The organism is Streptosporangium carneum (assembly GCF_027922005.1).
GTDB classification, from domain to species: Bacteria; Actinomycetota; Actinomycetes; order Streptosporangiales; family Streptosporangiaceae; genus Streptosporangium; species Streptosporangium carneum.
On record NZ_BSEV01000022.1, the window covers coordinates 49,634 to 72,958 of the forward strand.

Consider the following 23,325-nt stretch of genomic DNA (forward strand, 5'->3'; position numbering starts at 1 on the left):
TGGGACGGAAGGAGCGCCCGTTCGATCACCTCGCGCTCCGGTGAGACGAAGAACTCCCGGGGATTATTTTGTCGAAACATTAACCGGCTAATGATCCTAATCTTGTTCCCCGGCCGCTCGGCGCTTCTTCGGATGGTATGCGGTGCTCGGTTCTGCGAAGCCGTCCTTGTGGCGGTTGCCTGTCCAGTGTGATTTTTACCCGACCTTGATTGATTTCTTTTGAAGGTCACCGCCGGTGACCTTCGGAAGGCGCGCGCGAAGCCGTCCGGCCGCCCTTCGGCCGTCCGGCCGTGCCGAGGCCGCCGGACGGCGGTGGGTCATCCTCGCGTGTAGCGGTGCTTGGCGCCCGGCGGGAAGTACTCGGGGTCGCCCGCCTCGCGGAGACGGATGAGCGGGAGCCGCCGCGCCGCGGGCACATAGGCGGCGAACTCGCTGTTGAGGCGGAGCAACTGGGTCAGGATCGACTCGCCCACGCTCCGCGCCGCCTCCTCGGAGCCGCGCACTCCCGGAGCCAGCTCGACCGTCACGGTCAGCTGCCGGTCGCGCCGGTCGTCCTCGGCGACCTCCAGCACGAACTTGCCCGTCACCAGGGCGCTGACCTCGGGCTGTTCCAGGCCGACCGAGACGTTCTCGGGATAGACGTTGGCTCCGTAGTAGGAGACCGTGAAGTGACTGCGGCCGAAGACGTAGGCGAACGGCAGCTCGGGGCCCTGCCCGGTGGGGCGGAAGCCGTGCTCTGCCAGGAAGGCGAGCATCCGGTCGTGGGGGATCAGGCCGCCCTCGTCGGCGATGTGGTAGCGCACGAGCGGGATGCCGTTGTCGCCGGAGAACAGCAGGGTGCCCTCGTGCTCCTCGAAGAAGCGCACCCGCGGGTCGTACTGGACGAGGGTCGGCAGCCGTGACTCGCCGAACAGCTCCCTGGCGATCTCGGGGTTCTCGGCCAGGAAACGGCGGATGCGGATCGACAGCGGGGTCTCGTTGCCGAGCACCCCGGCGTCGGCCGTGCCGTACAGGGAGGCGGTGTCGAGTGCGGGGTCGGTCATTCCGGCGCGTTCGGCGACCAGGGTGCGCCACTGCTCGCTGAACACCTCGCCCGCGGTGACCAGTTTGATCGAGTAGTCGGCCCACGGGAGGCCCTGGGCGGTTCCGGCGTCGATGACGTCCTTGAGGAACGGCGGATAGCCGAGCAGCACGACCTGGTCGAAGTGCGGGGCGAGTTCGGGGATCACGCGGAGGATCTCGCGCTTGTCGCTGCCCGGGGCGACGGAGGTGATCGGGTATCCCCTGGCGGCGAGGTGGCGGCAGCAGGCGAGGGTGAACAGGCCGCCGACCCAGGTGCCGAGCGCGAAGCAGACGACGGCCAGCGTCCGCCGCTCCGCCGCGCGGAAGGAGTCCCTGAAGACCTCCTCGAACCGCTCGGCGATCACCAGCTCGTCCGAGGCCGAGCGCGGCCAGAACGACGGCGTCCCCGTCGACCCCGACGACACCGCGATCATGTCTCCGACCACGCCGTCCCGGCACAGCTCCGGCAGGGGGTAGCGGCGGGTGTAGGTGTCCTTGGTGGTCAGCGGTAGTCGCGTGAAATCGTCAAATGTCCGGACCTGGCTGGCGGTGACGCCGTGGCTTCTGAGGAACGCGTCGTAGGCGGGCACCGACGCCGCCACCCGATGAAACAGCTCGACCGCGTGGTCACGAGGATCCATCAGCCGACTGTACGGCGTCGCGCACCGGGCCGGGATCTCTCCGCGCGCCGAGTCCCGCGACGCCGGGCGGTCTGCGCGTCCGTGGGGCTCGCGGTCTGCCGTCTTCCCTCGCCCTTGACGAAGCGGACTGTAGTCCGTATCTTTTCGCCTACAAGAGGACCTCGGTCCGTTTACGTTGGAGGAATCATGAAGCTCCTGCACATCTCCGCCTCCCCGAGGGGGGCCGAGTCGGCCTCGCTGGGCATCGCCGAGACCTTCCTCGACGCCTACCGCCGCAGCCACCCCGACGCCGAGATCGACCATTTCGATCTGTGGGACGGCACGCTCCCGGCGTTCGGCCCCGAGGCGGTCGCGGCGAAGATGGCGCTCTTCGGCGGTGCGACCCCCCAGGGGGAGCCGTGGGCCTCCGTGGTCAGGATGTTCGAACGCTTCGACGCCTACGACCGCTACCTGTTCGGCGTCCCCATGTGGAACGCGGGCGTGCCGTACGTCCTCAAGCAGTTCATCGACGTCGTCAGCCAGCCCGGACTGATCTTCGGCGTCCATCCGGAGACGGGCTACACCCACCTGCTCAGGGGCAAGCGGGCCGCTGTCGTCTACACCAGCGCCGTCTGGGGCCCGGCCCTCGGTCCCGAGTTCGGCTCGGACTTCCACTCGTCGTTCTTCGGGGACTGGCTGCGCTGGACGGGGATCACCGACGTCCAGGACGTCCGTTACCACCCCACGCTGACCGGGGACGCGGACCTCGAGCGAAAGAAGGCCGAGGCGCGCGCCCGCGAGATCGCCGAGACGTTCTGAGACGGACCGCCCCGGGAGGGGAGTCCCCGAACGGGACGCCCCGAGAGGTCAGGGGTTGCCCGCCAGCCGTTCCGGCGTCAGCAGGACGACCGTGCGTCCCTCCTCCGCCATGACGCGGTCATAGGTCGCCCAGTCGTCGTGAGTCCCGCCCGCCGCGCTGAAGACGGCCCGCAGCAGCAGCCGCAGCCCCTCCGCGTCGACTCCGGGCAGCGGGTCGCCGGGCCCCGCCAGCTCGACCGGGCCGTCCGCGGAGGCCCACCGCCAGCCCACGCGCAGGACGACCCCGGCGTACGGCCTGGCCCGCAGGTCGGACAGCTTGCGGGCGTCGCCCCTGACGACGAAGGCGACCACGGGCCGCCCGGTGACAGGGTGGTCGAGCACGCCGGCGTTGACCACCGAGGAGCGGATGGTCCCGTCGGGACGCAGGGTGGAGACGACGGACAGGCCGTGGTCCCCGGCGACCAGCTGGGTGAGGTCCGTGAGATCGGTCACCGCCCGACCATAACCCGGCGGCCCCGGACAGACACGGCAGACACAGCGGACACCCTAGGACAGGAAGGGATTCAGCAGCAGGACGAGCAGCAGGCCGACGACCGAGATGACCGTCTCCATCAGCGACCAGGTCTTGATGTTCTGTCCGACGCTCAGCCCGAAGTACTCCTTGACGAGCCAGAAGCCCGCGTCGTTGACGTGCGAGAAGAACAGCGAGCCCGCGCCGATCGCCAGCACCAGCAGGGAGGTCTCGCCGGTGCTCATGGAGGTGACCAGCGGGGCCAGGATCCCGGAGGCGGTGACGGTGGCCACGGTCGCGGACCCGGTGGCCAGGCGGATGAGCACCGCGACCAGCCAGGCCAGCAACAGCACGGACAGGCCGCTGTTCTGCACCCAGTCGGCGACGAGCTTGCCGATCCCGGTGTCGACCAGGGTCTGCTTGAAGCCGCCGCCCGCGGCCACGATGAGCAGGATGCCCGCGATCGGCGGCAGGGACTGCTCGACGGACTTCGCGACGGCCTTGAGGCCCATCCCCGATCCGCCGCCGAGGGTGAACATCGCCACGATGACGGCGATGAGCAGGGCGACCAGCGGAGTGCCGAGGAAGTCCATGACGACGCGGGCGGCGTTCCCCTCGGCGGCGAGGATGTCGGCCAGGGCCTTGCCCATCATCAGCGCCACGGGAAGCAGCACCGTGGCCAGGGTGACGCCGAACGTGGGACGCCGCTCGCCCTCGGTCCTGGGACGGGTGTCGAACAGCTCGGGGGCCGGGACGTCGACCCAGCGGGCGGCGAACCTGGAGAACAGCGGGCCGGCGACGATCACGGTCGGGACGGCGACGAGCACGCCGAGGCCGAGGGTGAGGCCGAGGTCGGCCTTGAGGGCGTCGATGGCCACCAGCGGTCCCGGGTGCGGCGGCACGAACCCGTGCATGACCGACAGCCCCGCCAGCGTCGGGATGCCGACACGGATCAGGGAGAGACCGGAACGGCGCGCGACCAGGAAGATCACCGGCATCAGCAGGACAAGCCCGATCTCGAAGAACATGGGCAGGCCGATCAGCGCGCCGACGGCGGCCATCGCCCAGGGCAGCGTGCGGGGTCCCGACCTGCCGACGATCGTGTCGACGATCTCGTCCGCGCCGCCGGAGTCGGCCAGCAGCTTGCCGAACATCGCGCCGAGCGCGATCAGGACGCCCACCCCGGCCGCGGTGCTGCCGAACCCCTCGGTGAACCCGTCGACGGCGTCGGCCATCGGCAGCCCGGCGACGGCCGCGACGGCGAGCGAGCCGAGGATCAGGGCGAGGGCGGGGTGCAGTCTGAACCGGGTGATCGTCACGACGATCAGGGCGATGCCGACGAGCGCGGCGGGGACGAGCCTGCCGCCTGAGACCGCCGCCTGCCCGGCGAGCGCGATCCCGGTGGAGGCGCTCATGTCGCCCTCCCGGCCCTTCCCGAGCCCGGCGTCCCCTCTCCGCCCTGGCGGCCCGCGCCGCCGGAGGAGGGGGCCGGGGAGCGCGTCGCGGCGAGGTAGGCCTCCACGAGCTCGTCGACGGGCCTGCCCATGTCCAGCACGACGCCGCGCTCGTCCGGCTCCAGGGGTTCCAGGGTCTCCAGTTGCGAGGCGATGAGGGACTCCGGCATGAAGTGTCCCGCCCTGCCCGTCACCCGCCTTCTGATGACCTCGGCGTCGCCGTGCAGGTGGACGAAGCACGCGGTCGGGGCCGACTCCCGCAGGATGTCGCGGTAGGCGCGCCTGAGCGCCGAGCAGCTCACCACGCAGCCCGTGCCGGCGCGCTCGGCCAGCCAGGCTCCGATCGCGCGCAGCCACGGCAGCCTGTCGGCGTCGTCGAGGGGGACGCCCGCCGACATCTTGTCGATGTTGGCCTGGCTGTGGAAGTCGTCGGCGTCGGCGAACGGCACGTCGAGCCTGCGGCTCAGGGCGCGGCCGACGGTGGTCTTGCCCACCCCCGTCACCCCCATGACGACGAGCACCGGAGCGGGGGAGGGGGGATCGTTCACGTCCATCAGGTCTGGTCTTTCGGTCGGAGCTCGCACGGGTTCACAGGTGTCCTCACACGGACGGCACGCGACGTCGTCGCCTTCCGTGTGAGGAATTACCCTCCGTGCGGCCCAGTAACGTGACGGTCCGTGACCGGGCGCAGGCCGTCGAGCGTGAAGGACAGCAGTCGCTCCGCCTGGTCCTGCGGCACCTGCTCACTCGTCCAGGCCAGGGCGCTGATCAGCGCGAAGAGGTCGGAGGCGCTGACGTCGGCTCGCACGGCCCCCGCCCGCCGGGCGCGCTCAAGCAGCAGCCCGCCCGCGGAGACGACCGACCGGCAGGCCGAGTGCAGCGCCGACTCCTCGGTCTCGAAACCGCTCATCAGCGAGGCCGCCAGGCCCTGGTAGGAGGCTGTGCGCCGCATCGCCGCACGCGCCCAGACGGTCAGCGCCTCCTGTGGCGACGGATGGTCGAGGAGCTCGCGGGCCCCGGTCTCCAGCGCCTCGACGTGGCCGCGCATCAGGGCCTCCAGCAGCGCGTGCCGGGTGGGGAAGTGGCCGTACAGCGTGCCGATCGCGACGCCCGCGCGCCGGGCGACGAGTTCGAGCGACGCCTCCGTGCCCTGTTCGGCGAAGACCGCCTCGGCCTCGGCGAGCAGTCGTTCGTAGTTGCGGCGCGCGTCGGCGCGCATGCGGCGGGGAGCTTCTGCCGGGCTCATCCGCATTCCTCCTTGCTAAGTCGAGGCTGCCTCAATATATTTCTCGAGGCAGCCTCATTTTATCCGTCCCGGCTGCCGCGACCCTCCGGAGAGGCAGACCATGGACGACAGCGGCAGGACCGTCCTCGTGACGGGTGCGACGGGGAACCAGGGCGGCGTGACCGCGAGACGTCTCCTCGCCGACGGCTGGCGGGTGCGCGCCCTCGTCCGCGACCCGAACTCCCCCGCGGCCCGCGCGCTGGCGGCCTCCGGGGCGGAGCCGGTTCCCGGCGACCTCGACGACCCCGCCTCGATCGCCAGGGCGGTCGAGGGGGCGTACGGCGTCTTCGGGGTCACTCCGGACAGCGAGGACCCCGCGGAGGAGGTCCGCCGCGGTCTCACGCTGGCCATCGCCGCCGCGGAGGCGGACGTCGGCCACCTCGTGTTCACCTCCGTCGGCGGCGCCGACCGGGACACCGGCGTTCCCTACTGGGAGTCCAAACGGAGGATCGAGCAGCACATCCGTGAGATCGGCCTGCCCGCGACGATCCTGCGCCCTGTCCGGTTCATGGAGAATCACACCGTTCCCGGCCTGCCGCTCGGGGGCATCCTCGACGGGGTCCTGATCCATCTCTTCCCGCCGGACGCCCCCGTCCAGCTCATCGCCCTCGCCGACATCGGCGTCTTCGCGGCTCTGGCGTTCGGGCGTCCCGAGGAGTACGTGGGGGAGGCGCTCGAGCTCGCGGGCGACTCGTTGACCTCGGCCGAGATCGCCGTCATGATCGGACGCGCCGTCGGACGCGAGGTGACCTACCGGCGGCTCCCCGCGGAGAGCCTCGGGCTGCCGGAGAAGGCGGCCGAAGCCTTCGCCGACGAGCGCGGCCTCTGGCGGGCCGACATCCCGGCGCTGCGTCTGCGCCACCCCGGGCTGACGGACTTCCGCACGTGGCTGGAGCGCGGCGGCGCGGCACGCATCGAGAGACTCCTCGACGGCTCCTCGCCGGCTCGGGCCGCGGGATGATCCCGCCGCGCCCTCGGGGGCTCCGCCGTTCCCGCCGCGTCACGCTGATCCCCGTGTCCGGCCCCCCGCCCCGGTCCGCTCCCGGTCCAGGGCGGGGACCGGGGCGGTCAGGGCCTCGGCCAACTCAGGGCGGCACTCGCGGCGGACCTCCTCGGGCCTGAGCGGAAGGAACTCGGTTTCGTGGGTTCTGGCCTGCTTTGTAGGCTGCCTGGCATGGCTCAGCTTCTCTCCGTCAACCTCGCACGTCCCCACTCCGCCGACTACACCTCGGCGGACTTCACGGGAATCGACAAGCGCCCCGTGAAGGGGCGGGTGGCCGTGGCCGCTCCGGGACCGATGGGCGTCGCGGGCAGCGGTCTGGCGGGGGACGCGATCGGCGAACTGCGCGACCACGGCGGCGACCACCAGGCGGTCTACGCCTTCGCGCGCGAGGACCTCGACCGGTGGGAGGGGGAGCTGGGGCGCGCGCTGCCCAACGGGGTCTTCGGGGAGAACCTCACCACCTCGGGCCTCGACGTCAACGGCGCGCTGGTCGGCGAACGCTGGCGGATCGGGACGGGCCTGGTGCTCGAGGTCACCTCCGCGCGCATCCCGTGCCGCACCTTCGCGGGCTGGCTCGGCGAGAAGGGCTGGGTGAGGCGGTTCACCCAGGCCGCGCGGCCCGGCCCCTACCTCAGGGTCGTCGAGCCGGGGGAGATCGAGGCGGGCGACGGCGTCGAGGTCGTCTTCCGCCCCGACCACGAGGTGACGGTCGAGTTCTTGTTCCGCGCGCTGACGACCGAGGCGGAGCTGCTGCCCCGGGTGCTCGCCGCCGGCGACGCGCTCAACCCCCTGTTCACGGAGAAGGTTCGCAAGCGCCTCAATCCGCCCTCACAATCTCAGCCATGAGCTCATCACGGCACGACCATTCCCTGCCCCCCGCCCGGGTCGAAGAGGTCGCGGAGGGCGTCTACGCCTACATCCAGCCCGACGGGAGCTGGTGGATCAACAACACCGGCTTCCTCGTCGGCAGGCGCGGGGTGATCAGCGTGGACGCCTGCGCGACCGAGCGCCGCACCCTGGCCTACCGCGAGGCGATCAGGTCGGTCACCGACCGGCCGGTCACGACGCTGATCAACACCCACCACCACGGCGACCACACCTTCGGCAACTTCGTCTTCCCCGAGGCGACGATCGTCGGTCACGAGCGGACCCGCGCGATGATCCTCGCTGAGGGAATCCCCGACTACCGCACGACGGCCTGGACCGAGGTCGAGTGGGGAGACCTCCAGGCCTGCCCGCCGTTCCTCACCTACACCGACGGGGTGACCGTCCACTCCGACGAACTGCGCTGCGAGGTCCGGCACGTCGGCGTCCCCGCGCACACGACCAACGACTCCATCGTGTGGATCCCGGAGCGGTCGCTGCTGTTCGCCGGAGACCTGGTGTTCAACGGCGGCACGCCGTTCGTGATGATGGGCTCCGTCCTCGGCTCGCTCGAGGTGCTCGACCGGCTCGGGGAGCTGAACGCCGAGACGGTGGTCCCCGGGCACGGCGGGGTCTGCGGCCCCGAGGTCATCGACCACGTGCGGGGATACCTGAGGTTCGTGATGGCGACCGCCGAGCGGGGCAGGGCGGCCGGGCTCTCGCCGCTGGAGACCGCGCGCGAGACCGACCTCGGCGAGTACGGCGGGCTGCTCGACCCCGAGCGCATCGTCGGCAACCTGCACCGGGCCTACGCCGAGCTGGACGGCCTGCCGCCGGGGGAGCCGATCGACCTGGCCGCCGCGATCCTCGAAATGATCGACTTCAACGGAGGGAAGCCCCTGACCTGCCTGGCCTGACCGGCGCCCCCGCCGGGCTCGGCGACTCGTGCGGCGTCCTGAGCGTCCGCAGGCCGTCCCCTCGGACCGGGACCCCGCGCCCTGGCCGGAGCCCGAATCCTCCGCACAGGCCGTCACTTGCGCGGCGGGCTGATTAGAACCGCTCAGCCGGGACAGGGGGAGGGGGCAGGAGGACCGACTGATCGGATGGTGCCGATGGGCCAGCAAGTCGACAAGGACCGATTCTCCGAGGTGGAGTTCATCCGCTTCGGGAAACGGCTGGCAGAGCAGCTCGACCAGCTCCGCGAACTGCTCGCCAGACCGGGCTTCGGCACGGGTCCGGCGACGATCGGGGCCGAGCTCGAGCTGTTCCTCATCACCCCGGACGGCAGACCGCTGCCGCGCAACCACGAGGTGCGGGCGGCGGCGGCCGACGACCGGCTCGTGCCGGAGCTCGGCAGGTTCAACCTGGAGGTCAACCTGACTCCGCTGCCGATCGCCGGGCGTCCCTTCACGGCGCTGGCGCGGGAGACGCGCGAGGCGATGGCCATGGTCGACGCGGCGGCGGCCACCCAGGGCGGCCAGGTCGTGGCGATCGGGATCCTGCCCTCCCTGAGCGAGTTCGACTTCACCCACGAGACGCTCAGCGACGAGAGCCGCTACCGGGCGCTGAGCCGGGGCATGCGACGGCTGCGCGCGGAACCGTTCCGGGTGAGCATCGAGGGGGTCGAGCAACTGGAGCTCGAGGTCGAGGGCGTGGTCCTGGAAAGCGCCAACACCTCGTGGCAGATCCACCTCCGTACGGCTCCCGCCGACTTCGCGCGCGTCTACAACGCCGCCCAGCTGGCCACGGGCCCGGTCCTCGCGGTGAGCGGCAACTCGCCCGGTTTCCTGGGAAGACGCCTGTGGGAGGAGACCAGGATCGCGCTGTTCGAGGAGGCGGCGGACGACCGCGACGTGGAGCGTCTCGACCGCAGGGACCGGCGGGTCGCCTTCGGCTCCGGATGGGCGACGGGAGCCCAGGAGATCTTCGAGGCGTGCGTGCGCGACTACGAGCCGGTGCTGCCGATGACCTCCAAGGAGGAGCCGGTGGCCGGGGAGGTCCCCCAGCTGGCCGAGCTGCGGCTGCACCAGGGCACGGTGTGGCAGTGGAACCGGCCGGTCTACGACCCGGCGGGCGGCGGCCACCTGCGGGTGGAGATGCGGTCGCTGCCCGCGGGGCCCACCGCCGTGGACATGGCGGCCAACAGCGCCTTCCTGCTGGGGCTCACCGCCGCCCTGGCGGTCGAGCCGGTCGAGGAGTTCCCCTTCGCCGTGGCCTACCGCAACTTCTACCGGGCGGCGATCCACGGCCTGGACGCGCCGCTCGCCTGGCCGGGCCTGCGGGAGGAGGTCCCCGCGGCGCGGCTCGCCCTGGACCTGTTGCCCGTCGCCGCGGCGGGACTCGAACGGGTCGGTGTGCGCTCCGACGAGATCGAGTGGGCGCTGGACGTCATCAGGCAGCGCGTCACGCTGCGCCGTACGGGGGCGATCTGGCAGCGGGAGGCGCTCGGCGAGCACGCCGGGGACCCCGCGGCGCGGGCCCGGATGGTGGCCCGCTACCGCGAGCTGGCGCTGACCGGCGAGCCCGTGCACACCTGGCCCGTGTGACCTCGTGCGGCCCCGTGCCCGGCGGCCGTGCCGGGCACGGCCGCCGGCGGTCTCCGGCCACGATCACAAAAAGGATCTAACTCCGGGCATACTCATGAACTCCACATCTCGATCCGCCAGTCAGGGCGGTGACCGGAGAAGGAGAATCCCTCATGAGCACGATGACGGCCACAGTGGTGGAACCGTTCGAGCTGAGACGCGACGACGGCGACCTGGCGGCCGGGGTCCGGGCGCTGGGCAAGCACCTCAGGCGCGTGCCCCTCGACACCGTGCTCGCCAAGGCGAACCGCGTGGCGACCAGGAAGGGGACGACCGGGTCCGCGGCGTTCGGCACGATGAGGCCGAAGCCGGTCGACTGGTACTGCTTCGACGCCGATGACAACGCCGTCACCGACTGGTACCCCCAGGGTCTGACCTGTGCCTCCGACGCCGGGATCGCCGGAGGCGTTTTCGTGGTGAGCTGGTACTTCAAGCCGGCGTCCGTGCCGGAGCGGGGCGTGCGCCTGTCCTTCCTCGACACGGCGGCCCTGCGCTACCGGCACGTCCTGCTCGTGGTGGCGGACCCCGGTGGCGACATCTCCCCGATCAACATCCACGCGGGCGGCATCGCCTGGTACGGCGGCCTGCTGTACGTCGCCGACACCGAGCGCGGTCTGCGGGTCTTCGACACCCGGAACATCTTCGAGGTGAACGGGGAGAGCAAGACCACGATCGGGCGCAAGGGCGGGGCCCACAACGCCTTCGGCTACCGCTACGTGATGCCGCAGACCGGTTCCTGGGCCTCGACCGGCCGCGGCGCCCGGTTCTCCTTCGCCTCCGTCGACCGGAGCACCGACCCCGACACGCTGATCTCCGGCGAGTACGTGGACACCCCGGGCAGGATCGGCAGGGTCGCCCGCTGGCCGCTGAACCCCGACGGCTCCCTGCGGGCGGACGCCGCGGGCCTCGCGCGCCCCCTGGACGCCTACAACCTGCCCGAGCAGAGAATCCAGGGGGCGCTCTCCCACAACGGTGCCTGGTATCTCAGCCAGGCGGAGGGCTCCACCAGGAACGGCGCCCTGCTGGTGGCCGGAGAGACCCTGGCCAGGCGGCCGTATCCGGTGGGTCCCGAGGATCTCACCTGCGTCCGCGACAGGAACACGGTGTGGAGCGTCACCGAGTTCGCGGGCCGCCGCGTGGTCTACGGCGTTCCCCTTTGACGTCCTCCCCGCCCTGAAGAGCGGAGATTCTCCCCCGCTACGCCGCCGGTGTGGCGGGCAGCCTGGAGTGGGTTCCTGCTTCGCCGGGCCGTGCCGGAGCAAGCCCCGGTCTTACCGTCCCTCCACAGGCGTTTAACCTGTCCGCCCGTCCGGCGGCCAGGATGTTCTTCGCCGCGTTGACATCCCGGTCGTGAACAGCCCCGCACGGGCAGGTCCACGACCGCACGCTCAAGGGCATCGACTCGGCGATCACCCCGCAGGCCCCGCACAGCTTCGACGAGGGAAACCACCGGTCCACCCTGGCAAAGGTGCGACCATACCGCTTGGCCTTGTACTCCAGCATGGCCGTGAACTGCGACCACCCGGCATCGTGCACACCCTTGGCCAGCCGTGTACGCCCCAGACCGGACACCGACAGATTCTCCACGTACACCGCTTGGTTGTCGCGGATGAGTCGCGTGGAGAGCTTGTGGGCATGGTCCCGGCGCGCGTCGGCCACCCGAGCATGCGCTTTGGCGACCTTCACGACGGCTTTCCCCCTGTTGGCCGAGCCCTTCTGCTTGCGACTCAACGACCGCTGCGCCCTGCGGAGCTTGTTGGCTGCACGACGCAGGAAACGAGGATTGCCGACCCTTTGGCCATCGGACAGCACCGCGAAATGCGTCAGCCCCAGATCGATGCCGACCTCGCCGAAGCCCTTGCGCGCGAGCGTCCTGCCTCAGGCGCAGCCCGTCGTTGAACACCGTCCGCGCGCACCCGAACGCGCGGGCCAGCGCTTGACGCTGACCGGCGCTCGGGTAGAGGCGGAAGTTGTACCGAAGCTGCACACCATGATCCTACCGTTGGCTTATGGCCGAACATGGAGACATCAGAACTGGTAGACACTGTGTTTTCGCTCTGCATGCCCACTTGGTTTTCGTCACCAAGTATCGGCACCCGGTGTTCACTGGAACCCATCTGGAACGTGTGGAGCAGATCATGCGGGAGGTATGTAGCGACTTCGAGACCGAACTGGCCGAGTTCAACGGCGAGAGCAACCACGTGCACCTGCTGGTGAACTTCCCGCCCAAGATCGCCCTGTCCAGGCTCGTCAACTCGCTGAAGGGCGTGTCCTCCCGGCGAATGCGCCAGGAGTTTCCCGAACTGGCCCGCCACTACTACCGGGCGAACAAGCTGTGGTCGGGCTCTTACTTCGCCGGATCGGTGGGCGGCGCACCGATCGGTGTCCTGCGCCGGTACATCGAGCAGCAGAACCGCCCGGTTTAGGGCATGCTCGGGCCTGGCGGCCCTCCCGCGCGGGCCTTCACCTTCCGGCCTGGAGACCGGAGCACCGGCCCGCATTTAGGTAGCCCCGGCGTCCCGGGCCTTGTGGCCCCGGTCCGTCTCAGTGCAGGGAGCCGCCGACCAGGCGCAGGTCGTCGGCCACGGAGACGGCGGCGGTCACGATCGCGGTCAGCGCCGCGGCCGCCATCGCGACGGGCATGGACGGCTCGCTCCGGCCGAGGGTCTGCTCGGGGGCGAACGGCACATGCACGAAACCGCCGCGGACTCCGGGGAGCTCGGTGGCGATCAGGTGCATGAGGCCGTAGAAGAGGTGGTTGCAGACGAACGTCCCCGCGCTCTGCGACACGCTCGCGGGCACCGCCGCCGCCCTGGCCGCCGCGACGCAGGCCTTGACCGGCAGGGTGGCGAAGTAGGCGGCGGGGCCGCCGCGCACCACCGGCTCGTCGATCGGCTGCTGTCCGGCGTTGTCGGGAATGCGTGCGTCGTTCAGGTTGACGGCCACCCGCTCGACCGTCATGTCCGCTCTGCCGCCCGCCTGCCCGACACAGACGATCACCGAGGGATCGTGTTCGAGCACCGCGGCCCGCAGGTGCTCCAACGCCTCGCCGAACACGCACGGCACCTGCACGGCCCGCACGCCCGGCACGAGCCTGACCGCCTCCCACGACGGGTTGACCGAGGCGCCGCCGAACGGCTCGAAGCCGGTGAGCAGGACGTTCATCGCCGGTCCGCGGGCAGGGAGCAGGTGGGGGTGCCGCCGGGAAGGCGGTGACGGTTGGCGGCGACGAGCCGGTAGACCCAGTGGGCCACCCAGCGCAGCGGCGGGACCCGCAGCGGGAACCCGGCCAGGCTCCACGGCGCCCCCGCGGCGATCAGCAGCTTGGCGACCGCCTGCGCCCCGCCGTGCACCCGGCCGCGCTCGATCCACAGCACCTCGTGATCAGCCCGCTCGCGCGTGGTGCCGAGCGCCTCCAGGTCCGCGAACTGCCAGGGGACAGGACGGGCCCGCAGACCGATCCGGCGCTCGGCGAACCTGACGCTTGTGGCGCAGAAGCCGCAGTCACCGTCATAAAGCAGAACCGGTTGTTCCGTCATGGGACAGACACTACCCGGGCGATTCGATCAAGGCCGTGGCGCGGGGCGCCGTGATCGACGGGAGATCCGGGCGCCGTGGCAGGCGGGCGGGAGGGCCGTCGATCAGCCGGAGGGCGGCCCGTCGAGATGCCGGAAGGCCTCGTGCGCGGAGCGGACGCTGTCGCGCAGCGCCTGCTCCAGCCTGCCCGCGTCCTGCGCCAGGTGGTCCAGCTCCGGCACGGCGAACGCGTCGGCGCCGCTCTCGGCCAGGAGTTCCTCGTAGCGGGGGAGCCTGGCACGGAGCACCTCGATCTGCTCGTGGGCGTTCAGGGCCCGCTCCGCCTCCGCCACATGGCCCGCGTAGCGCTCCAGCGCCTCGACGCGGGCGACCACCGCCGCCTCGCTCCCGGCCAGCGCCCGCTCGAGCGGCGCCAGGGCGGCGGCGACCTCGGGCGTGCTTCCGCCGTACGCGAGCTCACGGTGCTCCGACCTGAGCGCCGACAGCTTGGCCAGCAGCCGCGCGATCTCCCACTCCTGCGCGGGGAGCATCACCGCGTTGCGCATGTCGTCGAGCATGCCCATGGCGTTGACCCGTGAGCCGAGCACGCTGTCGACCGCCCGCTGGGCCCGGCCGAGCAGCTGGCCCGCGCCCTGGTCGAAGTCCTCAGGAAGCAGGTAGCGGCCCTCGTACCAGCGGGCGTGTCCGTAGAGCTCGTGGTCGGCGGACTCGCCCTCCAGCGGATCGGCGTCCCGGGCGGCGAGCAGGCCGACGAAGACCACGAAGACGAGCAGCGAGAACACGAACAGGACGACCTGTCCCATCTTCACCAGCAGCAGGCTCACGAGGAGGCCGCCGGAGGCCGCGGCGAAGGCCTGCAGAACACCGGCGGGCACCTTCGTCGTGGCGGCGGGAGGCTCCGGGCTCCACCCGGCGCGGATGCGTGACAGCAGGGGGCCGCGTTGACGGAAGAGGTTGGCGACGTCCATGGGCACTTCCGGGTCGACCGCCACACGCCGCAATGGGTTCGCTCCCTTCGCCACCGTCTAGATCATATGTTCCAGATCATCCGTCGAGATAGCGGAACGCCTCATGAGCGGAACGGAGACTGTCGCGCAGGGCGCGCCTCAGGTGGTCGGCGTCGTCGCTCAGGCTGCCGATCTCGGGGGCGAAGAAGCGGGCCGCGCCCGTCTCGGCGACGAGCTGCTCGTACTCCGGCAGGTGCGCGCGCAGCACCTCGATCTGTCCCTGGGAGACGAGGGCGCGGTCGGCCTGCGTGACGTGCGCGGCGTAACGTTCCAGTGCCTCGACCCGCGCGACGACGGCGGCCTCGCTGGCGGTGAGCGCCCGTTCCATCGGCGCCATCGCGGCGGCCACCTCGGGGCTTCTGCCGCCCCGGGCCAGGTGACGGTGCCTGGCGCGCAGCTCGGACAGCTTGGTCAGCAGCCGCGCGATCTCCCACTCCTCCGCGGGGAGCATCACGGCGTTGCGCACGCTGTCGAGCATGCCCATGACGTTGACCCGGGAGCGCAGGATGTGGTCGATCGCCCGCTGGGCCCGGCCGAGCAGCTCCCTCGCGGCGAAGTCGAAGTCCTCGAGGATCAGGTAACGCCCCTGGTGCTGCCGCGAGTGGCGGTACAGGACGCGTTCGACGGAGTCCGCGGGGGCGGGTTTCGTCGCGAAGTAGACACAGCTGAGGATGAGCAGGCAGATGACGGCCGCGGTGACGGAGAACGCCACCGGCACGCCGACGAGCGCGGTTCCGCCCAGGCCCAGCAGGACCGTGCTCCCGAAGGCGGCCACGAGCGCGGCCGGAACCCTTGATGTGCCGTCGGGCTCGGGGTTCCAGCCGGACCTGAAGCGGGAGAGCAGTGGCCCGTGCCGGCGCATGAGGTTGGCAACCTCCGTAGGTACCCCCGGATCGACCACCACGCGGTGCACAGGCTCGTCCCCTCCGCCACGCGCCGACGGGCGTGGCGATTAACCGGTTTTACGTTATGCGTCCCTCCATGTTGCCTCCTCGGAGGTAAGAGTCGCGTGTGAAAAACAGGACCGTGACGTTCCCGGCCCCCGGCGTCGCCCGCCGGGCGCCTGTGGGGGCCGGGAACGGCGGGCTGTCCGGCCGGGCACGGGGCGGTCCCTGAGACGGTTCCGGACGGGGTGTCCGAGACGGTCAGAGCACGCCGAGCGCGGTCTTGCCGACGACGTCGTGGACCAGGTTGGCGTTCGGCGGGTGGAAGCCGCCCGCGCGGACGTCGCGGTAGAGGCGCTCAAGCTCGTTCCTGCGGAAGAAGGACCCGCCGCCCGCCACCCGCAGGGCCAGGTCGACGACCTCCTTCGCGCCCTCGACCGCGTTGTACTTGACGCCGAAGAGCCTGGCGGGCCAGGCGGAACCGTGGTCGACGCCCTCCGCCCAGTCGCGCGCGACGCCGTCGATCTGCGCCTCGATGGCCTGGAGCCGCAACGCCGCCTCCGCGACGTTCCACTGGACCAGGGGGTGGTCGGCGAAGGTCCTGCCCCCGAGCTCCTGGGAGACGGCCCGCCTGGCGCTCGCGACGGCGAGGTCGAGGGCGCGCTCGGCGATGCCGTAGTAGACGTTGCCGAACAGCGGGAAGACCCAGCCGAAGATGCTCGCCACGAACGGGTCTCCGGTCGGCCCGGCGGGCAGCACGCGTGTGACGTACGGCGCGGCGGCCTCGACTCCCTCCAGGACCGTGTCGTGGCTGCTGGTCGCCCGTGCCCCCAGGGTGTCCCAGACCTCCTCGATCCGGTAGCCGGGGTCCTCGCGCCGGGTGAAGGCGTGCACGACCTTCGGGTTCTCCGGGTCGGTGGTGTCCAGGGCGTGCAGGCCGAGCCAGTCCCAGACGGGGGACAGGGAGGTGAAGGTCTTGCGGCCGTGGAAACGGTAGCCGCCGTCCCCGGTCGGCTCCGCCCTGACGAGGGAGTGTCCCAGCCCCAGGTCGTTGCCCGCCTCGCCGTGCCCGGCCGCGAACACCCTGCCCGCCGCGGCCTCACGCAGCAGCCAGTCGAGAGAGCCGTCTCCGGCGTGGTGCAGGTCGGCGGCCACCCCGGTCCAGTAGAGGTGCATGTTGATCCCCAGCGCGGTGGCCGCCCCGTGGTAGGCGAGGCGACGCTGTTCGAGCGCGACCTCGGGCAGGGTGAAGCCGTGGCCGCCGAGCGCCTCGGGCACGGCGACGCCGAGATATCCCAGCTCCTTCAGCTCCTCGAAGTCCTGGGTGAAGAAGACGTTGTCCCGGTCGTAGCCGGGGGCGCGCTTGGCGACCCCCCGGAGCAGCTCGTCGGTCAGCAGTCTCCTGCCCTCTTGACGGCCCATCGTGCCTCGCTTTCGACGCTCTCGCTTGGTCGCCATCGAAACATCGCCCGACAGAAAAAGCAATCAAACAAGTAGGGAATACATGAATTACTGACGGGCCGCCCGTCGTGGAGTCGTTCCGTCGGAGGGGAGGTCGCCGCGGGCGCGGTGCCGTCTCGGGGACGACGGCGGGGAAGGCGGCGGGGAAGGCGGCGGGGAAGGCGGCGGCCGGGAAAAGGAAAATCCCAGGCCGTAGGCCTGGGATTTTCTGGTGGTGGACGATACAGGGATTGAACCTGTGACCTCTTCCGTGTCAGGGAAGCGCTCTCCCGCTGAGCTAATCGTCCTCGGGTGAGACCAGAGCGGAAGACGGGATTCGAACCCGCGACCCTCACCTTGGCAAGGTGATGCTCTACCACTGAGCCACTTCCGCGTGTCTGCTTCGGGTTTCCCCTCCGCGGCACTCGCGCTACTTTACCGGATCCCGGAGGGCCCGGTGTCAGTGCACTGAGGTGGAGACGGGATTTGAACCCGTGTACACGGCTTTGCAGGCCGTTGCCTCGCCTCTCGGCCACTCCACCAGTCAGACCCGAAGGGGTCTGCTGGAGCGGAAGACGGGATTCGAACCCGCGACCCTCACCTTGGCAAGGTGATGCTCTACCACTGAGCCACTTCCGCGTCGCTCCCGGAGCGGTGTCCGGGTGCACGTGAAAACTCTAGCGCTTCCGGCGGGCAGATGTGCGCAACCGGGCTGCCACTGGAGGATTCACGGCGCGGAACCGTCGTGTTCTCAGGGGGAGACCACGCGGACGTCGGCGGCGCGGACGAACATCACCCGGTGGCCGAACTGGATCTGACGGTAGCGCGCGTCCCCCCTGACGATCCGGTGGCTCGTCCGGGCCGTGGCCATCGACCGCAGGTAGGAGCTCCGGGTCGTCATGCCCAGGCTGTAGAACTGCCCCGCGGGCAGGGAGTACTGCAGCGGGGTCAGCCTCTGGACCTGCACGCGCCTGGGGTAGGCGGAGGCCTCGGGGTAGGCCCTGCCGTACACCCTGACCGATGACAGACCGCGGCGGGGGGTCACCAGAAGCCCGGAGGCGGGCGTCGACGTCGGGGCGTCGGCGGGGTCGTGGAACCAGGCCTTCTGGCCGAGGTACCAGATCGCCGTCCAGTCGTCCTCGCGGCCCGCGAGGGCGTAGCGCTGGCCGGTCGAGGCGCGGGCGGCGTGGTCGTAGACGCTGTAGGTCGAGTTCTCGTGGGGGTGCCTGCCGATGTCCTTGACCAGCGGGGCCGACTGCGAGGGGCGGGTGTGGAGCCAGACGGAGGCGGCGCTCATGGCCGGGCAGTCGCCCGCCTTGGTGCAGCCGGTGAAGCGCGGCTGGTTGGCGGCGTAGTCGGGGCTGATCAGCACCGAGCGCGCGCCGGAGTCCGGAGATCCGGTCAGCGGGCGGCCGAGCAGTTCGAAGTAGTGGTTCCAGTCCCAGTAGGGGCCGGGGTCCTGGTGCATGCCGCGCACGGTCTGCGGGGTGGTGCCGGGGACGTTGTCGTGGCCGAGGATGTGCGCTCTGTCCAGGGGGATGTCGTAGCGCTGCGCGAGGTAGCGGACCAGCTTGGCCGAGGCCTGGTACATCGCCTCGGTGAACCAGGCGCCCTTGGCGACGTAGCCCTCGTGCTCCAGGCCGATGGATCGGGAGTTGAAGTACCAGTTGCCCGCGTGCCAGCCGACGTCGTCGGTCCGCAGGTGCTGGGCGACGTGCCCGTCGCCGGAGCGCAGGGTGTAGTGCCAGCTCAGGTAGTCGGGGTCCTTGACCAGGCGGGTCATGACGTCGTAGCCGGTCTCCCCGTCGTGGATGACGATGTAGTCGACCTGACGGCGCCCGTTGTAGCGGTCGTGGTTGCCGTGGTCGCCGCCCCTGGTCCGCTGGTAGGCGGCGGGAATCCAGTCGCAGGCCAGGTCCTTCGGGCAGTCGGGCGCCGACGCGCCGGGCACGCGGCCCAGCCGGGTCATGGCGGGCGGACGCGCCGGGGACAGGCCGGGGGAGGCGGGCAGGACCACGCGCTCGCCGCCGTCGGTCACGCGTGCCGCGCCCGAGCGGATCGTCGCGTAGACCTCGTCGGCGAAGGCCGAGGCCGCCGAGGTGTCGGCCGAGCCCGAGTACCGCGCCACCGCGGCGTACCAGCCCGCAGGGCCGGCCCCTGGCAGCCCGCCCGTCCGCCGCTGGTAGTCGGCGAGCAGCGCGGCCCCCGCCTGGACGTTGGCTGTGAAGTCCTCGCGCAGCACGTCCGGATCCGTCCCGGTCAGTTCCGCCGCCCTGCGCAGGGTGTCCTCGGGAGGGACCGCGGCGATGTCCGGGACCGTGATCCGGCGCGGCCGGGTCTCGTCGCCCCGTGGGTCGCCGTGGACGTGGTGGCTCGGTCCGGGCGGAGCCTGTCCGTCGACGAGGTGCATGGGGCCGTAGCCGCCGGAGACGCTGGGCAGCCCGTGGTTGCCGTCCCATCGTGACTCGAGGTAGGAGACGGCGAGCAGCACGTTCTCCGGCACGCCGTACGACCTGGCCGCCAGGGCGAAGGCCTCCTGCGGGCCGCCGCTCCCGCCGTCCGGTGACGTCTGCGACGGGGCGGCGGGGATCAATACGGCGAGAGCCGCAACGATCGAGATCCCTGGCAGATGGCGCATAGTGGTTCCCTTCCGACCAGATGACTACTCAGAGTTATGAGAGATTACCGATTGTCTTATGGCTGGGTGGAGGGAGATCCACGGCAATGTTTTCTGCCCGAAATCGGGCAGAAAACTTGGTAAACCGCGTCGTGCCTGCGTATGGTCCTCCTCTGTGTCGACGGCATGGAATCCCCACGAGGACCTGATCGCCCACCTGACCCGGACGAGCGCGCTCGGGCCGGGGGAGGCGGCGCGTGTCGTGGCCGACGTGCTGGCCTACTTCTCCGAACCCGTCGAGGAGTTCGTCCAGCGGCGTCATGCCGAGCTCAAGGCCAGGGGGCTGGTCAACGACGTGATCTTCCCCCGCATCGCCGCCGAGCTGGGGTCCCGCCGTGTCGCGGCACCGGAACTCTCCCTGCGCCAACTGCGCCGGATCGTCTACGGGTAAGGAGCGGTCATCAGATGTGCGGAATTGTGGCCTATGTCGGGCCGAAGGACGCGGCTCCGATCCTCTTGGAGGGCCTGCAGCGCCTTGAGTACCGCGGCTACGACTCGGCCGGCGTGGTGGTCTCCAACAAGGGACTGAAGATGCGCAAGGTCAAGGGCAGGGTCGCGGACCTGGCGGCGGCCGTGCCCGCCCGGTTCAAGGGCACCCTGGGCATCGGACACACCCGCTGGGCCACCCATGGCGCGCCCAGCGACGTCAACGCCCACCCGCACCTGTCCGCCGACGAGCGCATCGCGGTCGTGCACAACGGCATCATCGAGAACGCCGACGAACTGCGGGCCAAGCTGGAGGCCGACGGCGCGGTCTTCCTGTCGGAGACCGACAGCGAGGTGCTGTCCCACCTGATCGCCCGCACCGTCGAGGAGGCCGACTCGCTGGAGGAGGCGGTCCGCGGCGCGCTCAAGCGGGTCGTCGGCACCTACGGCATCGCCGTCATCGACGCCCAGCGCCCCGGCGAGGTGGTCGTGGCGCGCAACGGCAGCCCGATCGTGCTGGGCATCGGCGAGAAGGAGATGTTCGCCGCCTCCGACGTGGCCGCGCTGGTCCGCTACACCCGCCAGGTGGTGCACCTGGAGGACGGCGAGCTCGCGGTGCTGAGGGCCGACGGCTTCCACACCTTCGCCAGTGACGCGCGGGAGACGGCCAAGGAGCCGCTGACCGTCGACTGGGACGCCGGGCACTACGACACCGGCGGCTACGAGCACTACCTGCTCAAGGAGATCTCCGAGCAGCCGGAGACGGTGGCCAGGACGCTGCGCGGGCGCCTTGACGACCGCTTCCACATCGCCCACCTGGGCGGTCTGAACATGGACGCGCGGGAGACCCGCTCCTTCCGCCGGGTCAAGATCATCGGTTGCGGCTCCGCCTACTACTCGGGTCAGATCGGCGCCCAGCTCATCGAGGAGCTGGCGCGGATCCCGGCCGACGCCGAGCCGGCCAGCGAGTTCCGCTACCGCAGCCCGGTCGTCGAGCCCGACACCCTCTACGTGGCGATCAGCCAGTCGGGGGAGACCTACGACACCCTCGCCGCCGTCCAGGAGCTCAAGCGCAAGGGCGGCCGGGTGCTCGGCATCGTCAACACCGTCGGAAGCGCCATCGCGCGCGAGGTCGACGGCGGCCTCTACCTGCACGCGGGCCCCGAGGTCTCGGTGGCCAGCACGAAGGCCTTCACCTCGACCGCGGTGGCCTTCGCGCTGCTGGCGCTGCACCTGGGCCGGGTGCGCGACCTGTCCCCGGCCGACGGCCGCCGCGTCTGCGAGGGACTGCGCGCGCTGCCCGGGCAGATCAAGGAGATCCTCGCCCTCGAGCCGCAGATCAAGGAGCTCGCCGGCAAGTACGCCGACTCGCCGAGCATGATGTTCGTGGGCAGGGTCAGGGGCTATCCGGTGGCCAGGGAGGGCGCGCAGAAGCTCAAGGAGATCTCCTACGTGCACGCGGAGGCCTATCCGGCCAGCGAGCTCAAGCACGGGCCGCTGGCGCTGATCGGCCCCGAGATGCCGACCGTCGCGATCGTCCCCGACGACGAGCTGCTGGACAAGAACCTCACCACGCTGGGCGAGATCCGCGCGCGCGGCGGCCGGGTGCTCATGGTCGGCCACCGCACGGCCGATCCCAAGCTCGCCGACGACTGTCTGGTGGTGCCCAGGAACGAGATCGAGCTCGACCCGATCCTGCTGTCCATCCCGCTCCAGCTGTTCGCCTACCACGCCGCGGTCGCGCTCGGCCGCGACGTGGACAAGCCCCGCAACCTGGCCAAGAGCGTCACCGTGGAGTGAGGCGGGGCGCGGCCCCTCCGCGATGACGCCCCCCGGGCCCACTACGAATGGTAGTGACTGTGTAACGTAGGGTATCGATAGATCTGGGGGATCTTGGCGGAAGGGACGCTTATGCGCCGTAGGCGGTTCTTCGTGCTCGCGCTGGGGGTCATGGCCGCGGGCGGCTGCGGCGGGACGGGCCGTTCCGGGGCGGTGCTGTCGAGCAGGCTGACCGTCGTCGCCTCCGCCCCGCGCGGCCAGGGCTGGGACAGGGCGGCCCGCGCGCTGGCGGCGGCCCTGGAGGGGGACGGGCTGGTCGGGGCGGTCGAGGTGAGCGACCAGTCCGGCACGGGCGCGGCCTCGCTGGCCGCGTTCACCGCGGCGCGCGGCCCGTTCGCGCGCGAGGGCAGGGTGCTCGTCACCGGCATGCCGGTGACGGCGGACGCGGAGAGCGCCGACGTCGCCTCGGTGATGGAGGCCACGACCCCGCTGGCCAGGCTGGCGGGGGAGTGGGCGGCCCTGGTCGTCCCCGCGGGCTCCCTGCTGGGCACCTTCGAGGACTTCGCCGCCGTGCTCCGCCGCAACCCGGCGGAGCTGGTGGTCGGCGGCAGGCTGGAGGGCGGCTCCGACCACGTGCTCTACGGCATGATCGGAAAGTGCCTCGGCGTCGACGTCAGGCTGCTGGAGTACGCGGGCTACTCGACCGGGGCCGAGGGGGTGGAGGCCCTCCGCGAGGGCCGCGTGGCCGCGCTCCTGGGGGCGGCGCGCTCCTTCCTGCCCGAGATCTCCGCCGGTCGGGTGCGGCCGCTCGTGGTCTCCTCGGGCGAGCGGATCGACGGGATCGACGCGCCGACCCTGAAGGAGCGGGAGGTCCGGCTCGAGTACGCCGACTGGTGCGGCGTGCTCGGCCCCCGGGACATGAGCCCCGCGGACCGGGGCGAGGCCGTCGCCCTGTGCGAGCGGATCGACGCCTCCCCCCGCTGGCGGGCCGTGTGCGCGGTCAACGGCTGGAACCGGGCCTGCCTGAGCGGCGACGACTTCCGCCACTGGCTCGTCGCCGAGACCCGCCGCAGCCGGGGAGTGCTCAACGAGCTCGGACTGCCGAACACCTCCGACACAAGTTGTTGGGGTAGTTGCGTCGGGCGGCACTAGATGTAGGATCCTGCTCGTTGCTGGTTCGCCCCTCGGGGCGAGGTAAGAGGGAACCCGGTGTGAGTCCGGGACTGCCCCGCAGCGGTGAACGGGAACGACAGCCGTCATGAGCACTGGGTGAGCCATGCCTGGGAAGCGACGGCCGGTAGGCATGCGCGAGACGCCCGTGAGTCCGAAGACCTGCCGGCGGCGTGTGGAAGGGCGAGCGGGGCTCGGCCCC

General features: G+C 71.1%; 21 protein-coding genes, 4 tRNA genes, 2 pseudogenes and 1 riboswitch. Of the genes and pseudogenes, 10 read left to right on the forward strand and 17 right to left on the reverse strand.

Annotation, left to right across the window (positions count from 1 at the left end; genetic code table 11):
- Nucleotides 1–317: 317 nt before the first annotated feature.
- Nucleotides 318–1,703, reverse strand: a complete 1,386-nt coding sequence (locus tag PKF00_RS33185; protein WP_271221662.1) for a phenylacetate--CoA ligase family protein — start codon at nt 1,701–1,703, stop codon at nt 318–320.
- 186 nt (nt 1,704–1,889) lie between these two features.
- Between PKF00_RS33185 and PKF00_RS33190 the strand changes: the two genes are divergently transcribed.
- On the forward strand, nt 1,890–2,501 hold the full coding sequence (locus PKF00_RS33190) for an FMN-dependent NADH-azoreductase (RefSeq protein ID WP_271221663.1): 612 nt from the start codon (nt 1,890–1,892) through the stop codon (nt 2,499–2,501).
- A gap of 48 nt (nt 2,502–2,549) precedes the next feature.
- On the opposite strand, the gene PKF00_RS33195 is transcribed toward PKF00_RS33190, so the two are convergent.
- From PKF00_RS33195 to PKF00_RS33210, 4 genes are all read right to left on the reverse strand, one after another.
- Entirely contained in the window at nt 2,550–2,993 is a 444-nt protein-coding gene (locus tag PKF00_RS33195) for a pyridoxamine 5'-phosphate oxidase family protein (RefSeq protein WP_271221664.1), read from the reverse strand.
- Nucleotides 2,994–3,047: 54 nt separating this feature from the next.
- On the reverse strand, nt 3,048–4,427 hold the full coding sequence (locus PKF00_RS33200) for a GntT/GntP/DsdX family permease (protein ID WP_271221665.1): 1,380 nt from the start codon (nt 4,425–4,427) through the stop codon (nt 3,048–3,050).
- A complete protein-coding gene (locus tag PKF00_RS33205; protein WP_271221666.1) occupies nt 4,424–5,020 on the reverse strand; it encodes a gluconokinase in 597 nt (198 codons plus the stop codon). The genes PKF00_RS33200 and PKF00_RS33205 overlap by 4 nt, the downstream gene beginning before the upstream one ends.
- Nucleotides 5,021–5,109: 89 nt before the next feature.
- Nucleotides 5,110–5,712 (reverse strand): TetR/AcrR family transcriptional regulator, encoded by a 603-nt coding sequence (locus PKF00_RS33210; protein WP_271221667.1) that lies wholly within the window; start codon nt 5,710–5,712, stop codon nt 5,110–5,112.
- Between the two features lie 100 nt (nt 5,713–5,812).
- Here PKF00_RS33210 and PKF00_RS33215 point away from each other — a divergent pair, with 100 nt between their 5' ends.
- The 5 genes from PKF00_RS33215 (at nt 5,813) to PKF00_RS33235 (ending at nt 11,363) form a co-directional block, all read left to right on the forward strand.
- Nucleotides 5,813–6,712 (forward strand): NmrA/HSCARG family protein, encoded by a 900-nt coding sequence (locus PKF00_RS33215; RefSeq protein ID WP_271221668.1) that lies wholly within the window; start codon nt 5,813–5,815, stop codon nt 6,710–6,712.
- Nucleotides 6,713–6,925: 213 nt separating this feature from the next.
- Nucleotides 6,926–7,600: an MOSC domain-containing protein gene (locus PKF00_RS33220; RefSeq protein ID WP_271221669.1), complete on the forward strand. Its 675-nt coding sequence runs from the start codon at nt 6,926–6,928 to the stop codon at nt 7,598–7,600.
- On the forward strand, nt 7,597–8,535 hold the full coding sequence (locus PKF00_RS33225; RefSeq protein WP_271221670.1) for an MBL fold metallo-hydrolase: 939 nt from the start codon (nt 7,597–7,599) through the stop codon (nt 8,533–8,535). The genes PKF00_RS33220 and PKF00_RS33225 overlap by 4 nt, the downstream gene beginning before the upstream one ends.
- 195 nt (nt 8,536–8,730) lie before the next feature.
- Nucleotides 8,731–10,164, forward strand: coding sequence for a glutamate-cysteine ligase family protein (locus tag PKF00_RS33230; RefSeq protein WP_271221671.1), 1,434 nt, complete (start codon nt 8,731–8,733; stop codon nt 10,162–10,164).
- 152 nt (nt 10,165–10,316) lie between these two features.
- A complete protein-coding gene (locus tag PKF00_RS33235) occupies nt 10,317–11,363 on the forward strand; it encodes a hypothetical protein (RefSeq protein ID WP_271221672.1) in 1,047 nt (348 codons plus the stop codon).
- A gap of 37 nt (nt 11,364–11,400) precedes the next feature.
- On the opposite strand, the pseudogene PKF00_RS33240 reads toward PKF00_RS33235, so the two are convergent.
- A pseudogene (locus PKF00_RS33240) lies at nt 11,401–12,051 on the reverse strand (RNA-guided endonuclease InsQ/TnpB family protein); the annotation flags it as partial.
- A 19-nt stretch (nt 12,052–12,070) separates the two neighbouring features.
- Nucleotides 12,071–12,190 (reverse strand): annotated as a pseudogene (locus PKF00_RS45250) (helix-turn-helix domain-containing protein); the annotation flags it as partial.
- A 22-nt stretch (nt 12,191–12,212) separates the two neighbouring features.
- Between PKF00_RS45250 and tnpA the strand changes: the two are divergent.
- Nucleotides 12,213–12,629, forward strand: coding sequence for an IS200/IS605 family transposase (tnpA, locus tag PKF00_RS33245; RefSeq protein ID WP_271221673.1), 417 nt, complete (start codon nt 12,213–12,215; stop codon nt 12,627–12,629).
- Nucleotides 12,630–12,747: 118 nt separating this feature from the next.
- Here the strand turns inward: tnpA and pcp are convergent, their stop codons facing one another.
- The 10 genes from pcp to PKF00_RS33295 all read right to left on the reverse strand — a co-directional run bounded on the left by pcp (nt 12,748) and on the right by PKF00_RS33295 (nt 19,709).
- Nucleotides 12,748–13,368, reverse strand: coding sequence for a pyroglutamyl-peptidase I (gene pcp / locus PKF00_RS33250; protein WP_271221674.1), 621 nt, complete (start codon nt 13,366–13,368; stop codon nt 12,748–12,750).
- A complete protein-coding gene (locus tag PKF00_RS33255) occupies nt 13,365–13,742 on the reverse strand; it encodes a thiol-disulfide oxidoreductase DCC family protein (protein WP_271221675.1) in 378 nt (125 codons plus the stop codon). The genes pcp and PKF00_RS33255 overlap by 4 nt, the downstream gene beginning before the upstream one ends.
- Before the next feature lie 102 nt (nt 13,743–13,844).
- On the reverse strand, nt 13,845–14,762 hold the full coding sequence (locus PKF00_RS33260; RefSeq protein ID WP_271221676.1) for a hypothetical protein: 918 nt from the start codon (nt 14,760–14,762) through the stop codon (nt 13,845–13,847).
- Nucleotides 14,763–14,784: 22 nt separating this feature from the next.
- Nucleotides 14,785–15,609: a hypothetical protein gene (locus PKF00_RS33265; RefSeq protein ID WP_271221677.1), complete on the reverse strand. Its 825-nt coding sequence runs from the start codon at nt 15,607–15,609 to the stop codon at nt 14,785–14,787.
- A gap of 283 nt (nt 15,610–15,892) precedes the next feature.
- The gene (locus PKF00_RS33270; protein ID WP_271221678.1) at nt 15,893–17,053 is read right to left on the reverse strand and encodes an acyl-CoA dehydrogenase family protein; all 1,161 of its coding nucleotides are present in this window, start codon (nt 17,051–17,053) and stop codon (nt 15,893–15,895) included.
- A gap of 251 nt (nt 17,054–17,304) precedes the next feature.
- A tRNA-Val gene (locus tag PKF00_RS33275) sits at nt 17,305–17,379 on the reverse strand.
- 14 nt (nt 17,380–17,393) lie between these two features.
- A tRNA-Gly gene (locus PKF00_RS33280) sits at nt 17,394–17,465 on the reverse strand.
- A 77-nt stretch (nt 17,466–17,542) separates the two neighbouring features.
- Nucleotides 17,543–17,613, reverse strand: a tRNA-Cys gene (locus PKF00_RS33285).
- 22 nt (nt 17,614–17,635) lie between these two features.
- Nucleotides 17,636–17,710, reverse strand: a tRNA-Gly gene (locus tag PKF00_RS33290).
- A 112-nt stretch (nt 17,711–17,822) separates the two neighbouring features.
- Nucleotides 17,823–19,709 carry an N-acetylmuramoyl-L-alanine amidase gene (locus PKF00_RS33295; RefSeq protein ID WP_271221679.1) on the reverse strand — a complete coding sequence of 629 codons (1,887 nt, stop codon included), beginning with the start codon at nt 19,707–19,709 and terminating at the stop codon, nt 17,823–17,825.
- Nucleotides 19,710–19,863: 154 nt separating this feature from the next.
- On the opposite strand from PKF00_RS33295, the gene PKF00_RS33300 reads away from it, so the two are divergent.
- From PKF00_RS33300 to PKF00_RS33310, 3 genes are all read left to right on the forward strand, one after another.
- On the forward strand, nt 19,864–20,139 hold the full coding sequence (locus tag PKF00_RS33300; protein ID WP_271221680.1) for a hypothetical protein: 276 nt from the start codon (nt 19,864–19,866) through the stop codon (nt 20,137–20,139).
- Nucleotides 20,140–20,153: 14 nt separating this feature from the next.
- Nucleotides 20,154–21,974, forward strand: coding sequence for a glutamine--fructose-6-phosphate transaminase (isomerizing) (glmS, locus tag PKF00_RS33305; protein ID WP_271221681.1), 1,821 nt, complete (start codon nt 20,154–20,156; stop codon nt 21,972–21,974).
- Nucleotides 21,975–22,085: 111 nt separating this feature from the next.
- The gene (locus tag PKF00_RS33310) at nt 22,086–23,105 is read left to right on the forward strand and encodes a Bug family tripartite tricarboxylate transporter substrate binding protein (RefSeq protein ID WP_271221682.1); all 1,020 of its coding nucleotides are present in this window, start codon (nt 22,086–22,088) and stop codon (nt 23,103–23,105) included.
- A gap of 4 nt (nt 23,106–23,109) precedes the next feature.
- A riboswitch (cobalamin riboswitch) is annotated at nt 23,110–23,307 on the forward strand.
- Nucleotides 23,308–23,325 lie beyond the last annotated feature (18 nt).